This window comes from Micromonospora sp. PRAS1, assembly GCF_059553435.1.
On sequence record NZ_JCANNB010000003.1, the window covers coordinates 223,406 to 234,924 of the forward strand.

At 70.7% G+C, this 11,519-nt stretch carries 13 protein-coding genes and 1 tRNA gene; 8 read left to right on the forward strand and 6 right to left on the reverse strand.

All coding sequences use genetic code 11. The features are described 5' to 3' along the window. Positions 1–74: 74 nt before the first annotated feature. Complete coding sequence (locus tag AC507J_RS04785; RefSeq protein WP_496287816.1) at positions 75–785, forward strand: PASTA domain-containing protein; 711 nt, start codon at positions 75–77, stop codon at positions 783–785. A gap of 34 nt (positions 786–819) precedes the next feature. Here AC507J_RS04785 and AC507J_RS04790 read toward each other — a convergent pair whose 3' ends face one another. Both AC507J_RS04790 and AC507J_RS04795 read right to left on the reverse strand, forming a co-directional pair. Then, positions 820–1,260 (reverse strand): hypothetical protein, encoded by a 441-nt coding sequence (locus AC507J_RS04790; protein ID WP_496287913.1) that lies wholly within the window; start codon positions 1,258–1,260, stop codon positions 820–822. A 90-nt stretch (positions 1,261–1,350) separates the two neighbouring features. Beyond that, positions 1,351–1,647, reverse strand: coding sequence for a hypothetical protein (locus AC507J_RS04795; RefSeq protein WP_496287817.1), 297 nt, complete (start codon positions 1,645–1,647; stop codon positions 1,351–1,353). 468 nt (positions 1,648–2,115) lie between these two features. Here AC507J_RS04795 and AC507J_RS04800 point away from each other — a divergent pair, with 468 nt between their 5' ends. The 3 genes from AC507J_RS04800 to AC507J_RS04810 all read left to right on the forward strand — a co-directional run bounded on the left by AC507J_RS04800 (position 2,116) and on the right by AC507J_RS04810 (position 3,776). Continuing rightward, on the forward strand, positions 2,116–2,997 hold the full coding sequence (locus tag AC507J_RS04800) for a helix-turn-helix domain-containing protein (RefSeq protein ID WP_496287818.1): 882 nt from the start codon (positions 2,116–2,118) through the stop codon (positions 2,995–2,997). Next, a complete protein-coding gene (locus AC507J_RS04805; RefSeq protein WP_496287819.1) occupies positions 2,967–3,188 on the forward strand; it encodes a DUF397 domain-containing protein in 222 nt (73 codons plus the stop codon). Before AC507J_RS04800 ends, AC507J_RS04805 begins: the two co-directional genes overlap by 31 nt. Positions 3,189–3,371: 183 nt before the next feature. Beyond that, a complete protein-coding gene (locus tag AC507J_RS04810; RefSeq protein ID WP_496287820.1) occupies positions 3,372–3,776 on the forward strand; it encodes a hypothetical protein in 405 nt (134 codons plus the stop codon). Here AC507J_RS04810 and AC507J_RS04815 read toward each other — a convergent pair. After that, complete coding sequence (locus AC507J_RS04815; protein WP_496287821.1) at positions 3,744–4,346, reverse strand: hypothetical protein; 603 nt, start codon at positions 4,344–4,346, stop codon at positions 3,744–3,746. The genes AC507J_RS04810 and AC507J_RS04815 overlap by 33 nt on opposite strands. 220 nt (positions 4,347–4,566) lie before the next feature. Here AC507J_RS04815 and AC507J_RS04820 point away from each other — a divergent pair, with 220 nt between their 5' ends. Then, positions 4,567–6,441 (forward strand): S8 family peptidase, encoded by a 1,875-nt coding sequence (locus AC507J_RS04820; protein WP_496287822.1) that lies wholly within the window; start codon positions 4,567–4,569, stop codon positions 6,439–6,441. 58 nt (positions 6,442–6,499) lie between these two features. Here AC507J_RS04820 and AC507J_RS04825 read toward each other — a convergent pair whose 3' ends face one another. From AC507J_RS04825 to AC507J_RS04835, 3 genes are all read right to left on the reverse strand, one after another. After that, positions 6,500–7,297 carry a WecB/TagA/CpsF family glycosyltransferase gene (locus AC507J_RS04825; protein ID WP_496287823.1) on the reverse strand — a complete coding sequence of 266 codons (798 nt, stop codon included), beginning with the start codon at positions 7,295–7,297 and terminating at the stop codon, positions 6,500–6,502. Then, the gene (locus AC507J_RS04830; protein WP_496287824.1) at positions 7,294–8,409 is read right to left on the reverse strand and encodes an NAD-dependent epimerase/dehydratase family protein; all 1,116 of its coding nucleotides are present in this window, start codon (positions 8,407–8,409) and stop codon (positions 7,294–7,296) included. Before AC507J_RS04830 ends, AC507J_RS04825 begins: the two co-directional genes overlap by 4 nt. A 65-nt stretch (positions 8,410–8,474) precedes the next feature. Further along, positions 8,475–8,560: transfer RNA gene (locus AC507J_RS04835), tRNA-Leu, on the reverse strand. 228 nt (positions 8,561–8,788) lie between these two features. Here AC507J_RS04835 and AC507J_RS04840 point away from each other — a divergent pair. The 3 genes from AC507J_RS04840 to AC507J_RS04850 are packed head-to-tail and all read left to right on the forward strand — an operon-like array spanning position 8,789 to position 11,511. Beyond that, positions 8,789–9,577, forward strand: a complete 789-nt coding sequence (locus AC507J_RS04840; protein ID WP_341718313.1) for an FHA domain-containing protein — start codon at positions 8,789–8,791, stop codon at positions 9,575–9,577. A gap of 6 nt (positions 9,578–9,583) precedes the next feature. Then, positions 9,584–10,072 (forward strand): FHA domain-containing protein FhaB/FipA, encoded by a 489-nt coding sequence (locus tag AC507J_RS04845; protein ID WP_099848303.1) that lies wholly within the window; start codon positions 9,584–9,586, stop codon positions 10,070–10,072. Then, a complete protein-coding gene (locus tag AC507J_RS04850; RefSeq protein WP_496287825.1) occupies positions 10,069–11,511 on the forward strand; it encodes a PP2C family protein-serine/threonine phosphatase in 1,443 nt (480 codons plus the stop codon). The genes AC507J_RS04845 and AC507J_RS04850 overlap by 4 nt, the downstream gene beginning before the upstream one ends. Positions 11,512–11,519: the final 8 nt, after the last annotated feature.

Below are 11,519 nucleotides of genomic sequence, written 5' to 3' on the forward strand. Positions count from 1 at the left end.
GGTGGGGTGGGTAGCCAGTAGGTTGGCTGTCAAGGGTCTCGATGCCCGCCCGGGCTGGCGGAAGGGGACGTGCGATGAGCGACGACCGCCAGGAGCCGCCCGACGACCAGACCCGCCCGATGCCACCGGCCGCCGCCGGGAATCCCGAGGAGACGGCCCCGTTCGGGCGTACGCCCGGGGAGACCGCGCCGTTGCCACCGGCCCAGCGGTCGGGGCCGGCGGCGTGGTCGGGGCGCGCGGAGGTGCCGTCGGTCCGGCCGGGCGAGGACCGGGAACCGCCGGGCGGAGACTGGTACGCCGACGAGCCGGCCCGCCCCTGGTGGCTGCCGATCCTCTGGGGGGTCCTTCTGCTGCTCCTGCTCGCCCTGATCGGGGTGGGGGTGTGGCTGGCGCGGCAGGCCGTGGAGGACGACGGGCCGGCGCCGCAGCCACCGCAAGCGACGACAGCGGCCCCGCCGACGACGCGGTCGGCCTCACCCACCCCGCCGTCGCCCTCGCCGACGCCCAGCCCGACTCCGGTCGAGCTGCCGATGCCGCCGCTGGTGGGCAGTTCGGAGGCGGCGGCTCGGGCGGTGCTGGATCGGCTCGGTCTCGACCACCGGGTGGCGTACCGCCCGTCGGATCAGCCGGCGGGCACGGTCATCGCCACCGATCCGGAGGCGGGCGAACTGGTGGAGGTCGGCGACGAGGTCACGCTCGTGGTCGCCGCGGCCAGTCCGAGCCCGTCGCCGACGACGGGTACGCCGACCACCGAACCGACCGTCACGGCCAGCCCCACCGGCTGACCCGGGCACCGCTCGGACCGCGGGTCCGGTGGATTCACCACATGCGGCGTCTGGTGCCGACGAGTCCCAGGCCGGCGAGCGAGATCGTCAACCCGAACACCCCCGACCAGAAGAGCGAACGGCTGAGTTCGTCGGTGGTGTGCTCACCGGCGGCGTGGCCGCGTCCCGTCGGTTCGTCACTCGGCGGGGCGGCGGCGCCGTACCCCGAGGCCGGGTCGCCGGGCAGGCCGTCGACGCTCTCGTGGGCGGGGGTGGACTCGTCCCACGCACCGCCTCTCCCGTCCGGCGCGAGTGGATCGCTCTCCACCACTGTGATCTCCGGAGCCGGTACCGGCTCGGCCAGTCGGGTGGATGACAGGGCTGGATCGCGGACCAGTACCACCAGGATGGTGGCACCGAGCAGTGCCAGGAGTCCGAAGGAGTGCACGATACGGGACCGATGGGGCCACCGCGTGGACATGTTGACCATGGCCATCCCAGGTTCGAGGTCCTGGAAGCGCGGGGTGAAGACGTGCCGGGGCGGGCACACCGATTCTATGGCGTCGGTATGCCCGCCGGTGGCGGTTCAGGATGCTCGGGCCACCCTGACCGGGCCTCGGGTGGTCGGCCGGCGAGCCGAGCGCACGGTGTGCGGACGCGGCTGCCCGGCGGCCTGCAACTGCCGCAGACCGGCTCGCTGCACGAAGATCGAGCGCCGGTTGACCGCGTCCCCCGCCGCGTTCAACTCGTAGCCTTCGAGCCAGACCCAACCGTCGTAGGTCGGCCGATCGAGCACCCGGATCACCCGGAACAGGATGGGTCTGCGGAACTGGACGCTCGCCGCGCGTGTCACGTGCAGTACGTCACCGGAGCGGGGAAGCACATGGGCTCCTGAGGAGGTCGGCCGGCGGCAAGGCCGGCATGGTTGTCGGGGGACTTCGACACCGGCGCCGAGGTCGTGTCTCGCGGACCGGTCGGTACGGCTGCTCGGCCGGCCTCGGATCCGCTGGTGGCGTACCGGTGCCCGACCGCGTCGACCGTCCCGTCTCGGTCATGGTGATCACATAAAGAGACCGGGCCGGGACGGTGCGTGACCCGGGTCATACGGACAGAGTGCATCAGAGGCGTGCTTCATGCAAGTTGCAAGTCGCTGTTTGCCGATACGTGAGCGGCTCGCGCGAAACGGCGCTTGAACGTGCCACCGCCCGGACGGCACACTGAGGGCCGGTTTCGCCCGTCGCGGCCGGGCCGAGGTCCGGAACCACCCCATGCCGCGAACGCCCGCCGCCCCATGGTCGCGCGCCCCAGGCGGGGTGGTGAGAACGGCGCGTCGACGCGGAGAGGTGACACCGTGAGCGAGCGGCGCAGCCCGACCATCCGGCGGCGCCGGCTCGGCGCAGAACTGCGCCGCCAGCGCGAAGCCGCCGGCATCACCATCGAGGCCGTCGCGGAGCAGTTGGAGTGCTCCGCGTCGAAGATCTCCCGGATCGAGACCGGCCACACCAGCGCGACTCCCCGCGACGTGCGGGACATGCTCCGGATCTACGGCGTGGTGGGCCCGGAGAGCGACGAGCTGGTGCAGATCGCCCGCGAGGCGCGACAGAAGGGCTGGTGGCACCCCTACAGCACGGTGCTCGTCGGGGCGTACGTGGGCCTGGAGGCGGCGGCCAGTTCGATCCGCGCGTACGAGCAGCAGGTCGTCCCGGGGCTGCTGGAGACCGAGGAGTACGCCAGCGCGATGATCCGCGCCGCCCGCCCGGATTTCACCGCCGATCAGGTCCGGCAACGGGTGCGTGTCCGAATCGGCCGCCAGTCGTTGTTGACCCAGGACGATCCGGTCGATCTATGGGTGGTGCTCGATGAGGCGGTGATCTGCCGTCCGGTTGGCGGGGACGTGGTCATGCGTGACCAACTGCGCCGGCTGGTGGAGGTGGCCGAGTTGCCGAACGTGACGCTGCAGATCCTGCCGTTCGAGGTGGGGGCGCACGCCGGCATGGACGGGACCTTCACGATCCTCAGCTTCCCCGAACCCGGTGATCCGGATGTCGTGTACGCGGAGAACGCCACGGGTGGGCTCTTCCTGGAGAAGAGCGACGAACTACAGAAGTACAGCTTCATCTTCGATCACATTCGAGCAGCGGCCATGCGTCCGGAGGAGTCCGTCGGGTACATCGCGAGACTGGCAGAGGAGCCGTTGTGGAAATGGCCGCGCAAGGATTCCGGGTCGACCTGACGCAGGCGCACTGGTTCAAGAGCTCGAAGAGCGGGCCGAACTGTGACAACTGCGTGGAGGTGGCCTACGTGACCGGGGCGATCGGCGTCCGGGACTCGAAAGACAAGACAGGCCCGGCTCTCGTCTTCGCCCCGGGTGACTGGCACGCCTTCGTCGCCAGCACTCGGAACGGCGGCTTCGGCCGGGACTGATCCCCGGGGCTGACCCCCCGGGACAGTGCTGACAGGTCCCCGTCCGGCATGGCCGGGCGGGGACCTGACGCATCAACCGCCGGCTACCGTCGCCACAACGTGCCCGTCTCGTTGTACCTGTCGGTACGCGCTGGTCGACATCCCCCCGAGCAGGGCGGGTAACCGAGCGAGGCAGGCGAGACGATGACGAGTATCGGGTCAGAGAACCTCACCAACGGGCCGGGGAAGCCGGAGCGGTTCGGCGGCAAGTACCGCGGCGCCCGCCGCGACACCGTGTTGACCGAGGTGGTGTCGACGGAGACCGAACCGGCCGGGCGGGACGGCGCGGTGGCGACCGAGCCGCCCGCATCGCCGCTCACCCTGCCGTCGCTGGATCCCAACCCGCTCACCGAACCGTCCTTCCCGGCGTCCGGCTGGTCGACCGGGGACAGCGAATCCCTCGTGGACCACCCGCTGCTGCGGGGCCTGATGATGGAGTTGCCGCCCAGAGGCAGCGTGCCGCCCCCGGGCTGGCTGGACCGCTGGTTCGAGGCCACCCGGGCGATCCTGGAACTGCTATACGTGCAGAGCTCCGGCCGAACGCGCTGAGGCTGTGGCCCGCTCCGGCCTGGCCCGCTCGGCGAGTCGGTTGTGGCGCAGCGCGTGACGTACGCCGATGGCCCCGACGCCCAGCGCCGCGATGGTGGTGGCGGGTCCGGTCGCGCCGGGTCCGAGAAGCTGCCCGGCGCCGCTCGCCGCGACCAGGGCCGGCACCAGGGCCAAGCCGGTGACCTGCAACGGCAGCCCGATCAGCGGGTGGGCCGCTGCGGCCCGCAACCCGTGCGGAGCGGGTGTCCGGGGTGCGACGGCCAGGGCGCCCGCCCCGGCCCGGAGCCGGCGCAACCGGCGTACGGTGCAGACCGCCACCACCAGGGCCGGGATCGCGGCCAGCGCAAGCCCGCCAGCGGCCCGATCCGCCAGGGTCGCACCGGCGGTGGCCAGACCGGCGATCGGCAGAGCCACCGTCAGACCGAGCCCGGCCAGGGTCAGCGCGAGCAGCCAGCCGGCGTGCCGGCGGAGCCCGCGGGCGTGGGTCATCCGGGGCAACCCGTCGGCGAGGTAGCCGGCGACCCACCACACGGCGGCGACCGGGAGCAGGAGGGCGAGATGGCTCTGCATGCCCCTCAGCCTTTCCCTAATTCCCGGTCAGCGAATCCGGGCCCACCCCCGGTCCGCCCCGTATCCGCCCCCGTAGGGGGACCATCGCGTCAGTGTTATGGGAAATCCGACATGTTTATCTGCCTCCGTGCCCCCAATTACCCTCACCTCGATCGGCATTCATCGATCACCCTGTCACGAGCAGGTGGACGATCCGTGCCGGTCGGAGGGAGGTAGGAAGATGGCTCTTCCACACAGGTCCGTACTCGTCGGGTTGGCCGCGCTGGCCATGGTGGCGGCGGCGACACCGGCCATGGCCGCCGAACCGGTCGGCACCATCCGCAGCGCCGGCGGTGCCACGGCCGTCGACGGCAGCTACATCGTGGTGTTCAAGGAGAACGCGGTCAGTCGCAGCGCGGTGGGGTCCTCGGTGGACCGGCTGCTGCGCCGGCACGGCGGTAGCACGGCCCGGACGTACAGCGCGGCCGTCCGCGGTGCCGAACTGCGGGTCAGCGCCGGGGCCGCCGCCCGGATCGCCGCCGACCCCGCGGTGGCGTACGTCGAGCAGAACCACACCGTGTCGATCGCCGGCACCCAGTCGAACCCCCCGTCCTGGGGCCTGGACCGGATCGACCAGCGCAACCTGCCGTTGAACAACTCCTACACCTATCCCAACACGGCCTCGAACGTGACGTCGTACGTCATCGACACCGGCATCCGGATCACCCACTCCGACTTCGGCGGCCGGGCGACCTGGGGCACCAACACGGTCGACTCCAACAACACCGACTGCAACGGTCACGGCACCCACGTCGCCGGCACGGTCGGTGGTTCGGCGTACGGCGTGGCCAAGGCCACCCGACTGGTTGCGGTGAAGGTGCTCAACTGCTCCGGCAGCGGCACCAACGCCGGGGTCATCGCCGGCATCGACTGGGTCACCGCGAATGCGGTCAAGCCCGCCGTCGCCAACATGAGCCTCGGTGGCGGGGCCAGCACGGCCACCGACAACGCGGTGATCAACTCGATCAACTCGGGCGTCACGTACGCGGTGGCCGCCGGCAACGGCAACGCGCTCGGTCAGCGTCAGAACGCCTGCAACTACTCGCCGGCCAGGACCGAGCCGGCGATCACCGTCGGCGCCACCCAGAACAACGACGCCGCCGCGAGCTTCTCCAACTTCGGCACCTGCGTGGACATCCTCGCGCCGGGCGTGAGCATCACCTCGGCCTGGCACACAAACGACACCGCCACGAACAGCATCAGCGGCACCTCGATGGCCTCGCCGCACGTGGCCGGAGCGGCGGCGCTGGTGCTCTCGGCCAACCCGTCGTGGACCCCGCTACAGGTCCGCAACTACCTGGTCGACAACGCCACCCCGAACGTGGTCAGCAACGTGGGCACCGGCACCCCGAACCGGCTGCTCTACGTGGTCAACGGCGACACGCCGCCGCCGACCAACGACTTCTCGGTCTCGGTGTCGCCGACCTCCGGCTCCACCGCGCCGGGCGGGTCGGTGACCGCCACCGTGGCCACCGCCACCACAAACGGCTCCGCCCAGTCGGTGAGCCTCTCGGCCAGCGGCCTGCCGTCCGGGGCGACCGCCTCGTTCAGCCCGGCCACGGTCACCTCGGGCGGTTCGTCGACGCTCACCATCAGCACCTCGGCCAGCACCCCGGCCGGCACGTACCCGGTGACGGTGACCGGCAGCGCGGCCTCCGGCACGAGGACCGCGACCTACTCCCTGACCGTGACCGGCAGCGGCAGCGGTGGCTGCTCCGGGAGCAACGGCACCGACGTGACGATCCCGGATGCCGGCTCGGCGGTGACCAGCTCGATCACCATCTCCGGCTGCAACCGGAACGCCTCGTCGAGTTCGACCGTGGCGGTGAACATCGTGCACACCTACCGTGGCGACCTGGTCATCGACCTGCTCGCCCCGGACGGGTCGTCGTACCGGTTGAAGAACAGCAGCATCTTCGACGGCACGGACAACGTGAACGCCACCTACTCGGTGAACCTCTCCAGCGAGGCGGCGAACGGCACCTGGCGGCTACAGGTGCGCGACGTCTACAGCGGTGACACCGGCTACCTCAACACCTGGACACTGACCCTCTGACGGCGGCGACGGCGACGGGCCCCGGGAAAAGATCCCCGGGGCCCGTCGTCATTTCTCGTCAGACCGCGAACTCTGCCGGCCGGTCGGTGGTCGGCACCGGTGGCCGCGCCTTCCACAGCCCGGTCTTCTGCGCGAACAACCGGGCAAGGTACGCCGGGTTGAGGATCACGTAGCGTCGCCACAGCCGCCTGGGTTCCAGCCCGAGCCGCCAGAACCACTCCAGCCCGGCCCGCTGCATCCACGGTGGCGGCTGTCGCAGCAGCCCGGCGTGGTAGTCGAAGGCGGCACCGACCGCCATCAGCGGCATGTCCAGCAACGGACGCATCGCGTACGCGAAGACCTCCTGGCGGGGGCAACCCAGCCCGACCAGGACGAGCCGGGCGCCGCTGGCCTTGATCCGGTCGGCGATCTCGACGTCCTCGCCGGGCCGTACGGCGCGGAACTTCGACGGCTCGACCCCGGCGATCTTGAGGGCCGGGAACATCCGCTCCAGCGCCGGAATCAGCCGGGCCAGGGTCTCCTCGGTCGAGCCGTACAGGTAGACCGGCAGCCCCTCGTCGGCGAAGCGGGAGAGTACGTGCAGGGTAAGCGTCGGCCCGTAGACCCGGTCGGTCAGCCCGGCGCCGTGCAGCAGGTTCAACGCCCAGCGCACCGGCTGACCGTCCGGGGTCACCACGTCGAACGAGTTGAGCCGGGCGTTGTGCGCCCGATCCAGCACCCCGGTCATCACGCCGTGCACGGCGAGCGCGGTCAGCGCCAGCGGCCGGCGCTCCTGCGCGGCGGCCACCACCTGCTCGGTGGCCTCCGCGTAGTCGGTGGCGTCGACCAGGACGCCGAGAACATTCCGCTTTCTCACGCTGCCGGCACCCACTTGTCCATGTTGGCCTCGTAGATCTCACGCATGATCATTGGTACGTCGTAGACCTGCTTCCAGTCCGGGTAGTCGGCCTGGAACGCCTCGTTGGAACCGATCCACCACTTGTGGTCGCCGATCCGGTTGGCCTCGACGTACTCGGTCACCATCTCCTGCCCGGTGATCTGCTCGGCCAGCGCGAACGCCTCCCGGTTGGAGGTGTTCGAGTGCCGGCCGCCACCGAGGTTGTAGACCGCCGCCGAGCGTGGGTTGCGGAAGAACGCCTCGAACGCGGAGACCACGTCCGAGCTGTGGATCGCGTCCCGGACCTGCTTGCCCTGGTATCCGAAGATCTTGTACGTCCGGCGTTCCATGTTGGCCCGCATCACGTAGCCGAGGAAGCCGTGCAGCTCGGTCGCCGAGTGCGCCGGCCCGGTCAGCGTCCCGCCCCGGAAGCAGGCCGTCCGCATGTCGAAGTACCGGCCGTACTCCTGCACCATCACGTCGGCGGCGACCTTGGAGGCGCCGAAGATCGAGTGCAGGCAGGCGTCGATCGACATGTCCTCGCGGATGCCCTGCTCGTACGGGTGGCCCGGCGCGATTTCCCACCGGGTCTCCAGCTCGACCAGGGGCAGGCTGTTCGGCCGGTCGCCGTAGACCTTGTTGGTCGAGCAGTGGATCACCGGTGCCTCGATGCAGTGCTCGCGGACGTTCTGCAGGACGTTCAGGGTGCCGGCGGCGTTCACGTCGAAATCGGTGAAAGGGTCACGAACCGCCCAGTCGTGCGAGGGCTGCGCAGCTGTGTGGATCACCACGGCGACGTCCCGGCCGTACCGCTTGAACAGGGCACCGAGCGCGGCCCGGTCGCGGATGTCGATGCTGTGGTGCGAGTACGCCCCGCCCAGCTCGTCGGTCAGCCGGCGGACGTTCCACGCGGTGGACGCCTCCTCGCCGAAGAACTCCTGCCGCATGTCGTTGTCGATGCCGACGACGTCCAGGCCGAGGCCGGCGAAGTGCCGGACCGCCTCGGAGCCGATCAACCCGCCCGAACCGGTCACGAACGCGACACTCACGAGCCACTCCTGGTGCGTCGGAGGCAGAAACCATCGGAGCATAGCGTGACGTCCGGAAGGCCCCGATACGGAGCGAGGGCCCCGCGTCGTCGCGGAGCCCTCGGCTGTGGTGGGGAAGGGGGGAGTTGAACCCCCACGCCCTTTCGGGCACACGGACCTGAACCGTGCGCGTCTGCCATTCCGCCACTTCCCCGTGGCTTGACCCTGGACAGCGTAGCCAGTGCCGGTTCCGCTGTCGCCAGCGGGCCTCGGCCATATTACGCGGGCCCTGGTCATCGCCGCGAATGGCATTAGCTGCGTGCAGCGGTTACCGTTCGTGGCGGACGAAAGAGTAGCACGAGGATCGCCAACCCATCCGAACGGGCTGTGGCCTGCCGGCAGAGCGGCGTGTGAGCTGCGTGCGCTCTGGACGGATACCATCATGTCCTCGGGACCCGAGGAGGAGCCGGTGAGCGTGCTGCAACGCTTCGAGAAGCGTCTGGAAGGCCTGGTCGAAGGGGCTTTCGCCAAGGTCTTCAAGGGGGTGGTGCACCCCGTGGAGATCCTCAACGCCATGCAGCGGGAGGCCGAGGCGCACAAGGCCATCCTGGCCGGTGGGCGCACGTTGGTGCCCAACCGCTACGTGATCGATCTCTCGCCGTACGACCACAGTCGGCTGGCGCCGTACGCCGCCGCGCTGGCCCAGGAACTGGCCCAGTCGCAGGCGGAGTTCATCGGCGAGCAGGCCTGGACGGTCTACGGCGACGTGATCGTCGAGATCGAGCGGGGTGAAGGGCTGGACACCGGCATGTTCCGGGTCACCGCCGAGGTCTACACCGGCGGCGAGGTCGCCCCGGTCTCGGCACCCGGCTACGACGCCGGCCCGCCCGGTTATCCCGCCTACGAGCAGGGCGGCGGTTACGGTCCCCCGCCGGGGCACGGTGGTGGACGCAACATCCGGCTGGTCTCCGGTGACGGCCGCACCTATCCCCTGCAGATGGGCTCGACCGTGATCGGTCGTGGTGACCAGGCCAACCTGCGCCTGCCGGACGTCGGCATCTCCCGCCGGCACGCCCGGCTGGACTTCGACGGCGGCCAGGTCGTGCTGACCGACCTGGGCTCGACCAACGGCACCATGGTCAACGGCCAGCGGGTCTCCGCCGTGGCGCTGAACCCCGGCGACATGATCCAGCTCGGCACCACCACCCTGACCTTCCGCGTGGACGGCTGAGCCGCCTTGCCGGAGCTCGTCATCACCGTCGCCCGGTTCGGGTTCCTCATCCTGCTGTGGATCTTCGTGTTCACGGTGGTCGGTGTCATCCGCCGGGACCTCTTCGCGGGTGCCCGCTCGGGCCGGCTGGTGGCCGCGCCCCGGACGGTGGGCGCGTCGACCGGTCAGGCGACGGCGAAACCGGCGAAGGTGAAGCGGGGGCGGGCGGCCCACCAGTTGGTGGTGACCGCGGGCCAGCTGGCCGGCACTCGGATCACCCTGGGTGAAGCTCAGATAACCATCGGTCGGGCCGAGGATTCCACGCTCGTCATCACGGACGACTACGCCTCGGCGCGACACGCCCGGCTCGTGCCGCGCGACGGACAATGGTTCGTCGAGGACCTCGGTTCGACTAACGGGACGTACCTGGATCGCGCTAAGGTCACCGGACCGACCCCCGTCCCCCTCGGCGTGCCGATCCGGATCGGCCGCACCTCTCTCGAATTACGGCCATGACTCTGACCCTGCGCTATGCGGCCCACAGCGACCGCGGTCTGATCCGAGACGGTAATCAGGACTCCGTCTACGCCGGACCGCGGCTACTCGCCGTTGCCGACGGCATGGGCGGCATGGCCGCCGGTGACGTCGCCAGCAACATTGTCATCGGTGCCATGGCGCCGTTGGACGAGGACGTCCCCGGTGACGCCCTGGTCGACGCGCTCCGCTCTGCGGTGGGCACCGCCAACCAGCAGCTTCGCGAGACCGTGGACGCCAACCCGCAGCTGGAGGGGATGGGCACCACGCTCACCGCGACCCTCTTCTCCGGCAGCAAGCTGGGCATGGTCCACATCGGCGACTCGCGGGCCTACCTGCTGCGCGACGGTGAGTTCGCGCAGATCACCAAGGACGACACCTACGTCCAGATGCTCGTCGACGAGGGCCGGATCAGCCCGGAGGAGGCGAGCAGCCATCCGCAGCGCTCGCTGCTCACCCGAGCGCTCGACGGCCGCGACATCGACCCGGAGTACTCGGTCCGCCAGGTGCTGACCGGCGACCGCTACCTGATCTGCTCCGACGGCCTCTCCGGCGTGGTCAGCGCGGAAACCATCGCCGAGACCATGCGCGAGTACGCCGACCCGCAGCAGTGCGTCGAGCGGCTGGTCCAGCTCGCCCTGCGCGGCGGTGGCCCGGACAACATCACCGTGATCATCGCCGACGCCACCGACCGCGACATCGTCGAGGCGGCCCCGATCGTCGGCGGTGCGGCGGCGCGCGACCGGGGCATGGCGACCTCGGCCGACGTCTCCACGCCCGCCGCCCGGGCCTCGGCGCTCTCCGCGCCCCGCCCGGCCACCCCGGAGGAGCCGGCGGCCAACGACGACGAGCCGGAGGCCCGCCGCCGTCCGTTGCGTGCGCTCGCGATGGCCACCGCCCTGATGGTGATCGTCGGCGGTGGCGTCTTCGCCGGCTGGAGCTACACCCAGCGGCAGTACTACGTCGGTGCGACGGAGGACGGCCAGGTCGCCGTGTTCCGCGGGATACAGGGCCAGATCGCCGGCATGGACCTCTCCACCGTCCACTCCAGGAGCAGCGCCGACCTGGACGACCTCACCCTCGCCGCGCAGGAGCAGGTCAAGCAGGGCATCCCGGCCAAGAGCGAGCCGGACGCGGAACGCCGGCTGGCGGAGCTGACGATGGACACCCCGACCAACGTCAACCTCAAGCCGATCTGCCCGCCGACCCCGGCGCCGACGCCGAGCCCGAGCCTCAGCCCCACGGCGCAACTGCCCTCCCCGGCACCGAGCGCCCCGGCCGGTTCGCCGACCGCGGTGGGTAGCGCGGCACCTTCGCCCACCGGTGCATCGGTGGCTCCCCCGACGAGTACGCCGGACGCCCCGCCCGCTGACACCTTCACGCCCACGGTCGACCCGGCGGCCTGCCGGTCGCCCGAGTAGCGCCGGCC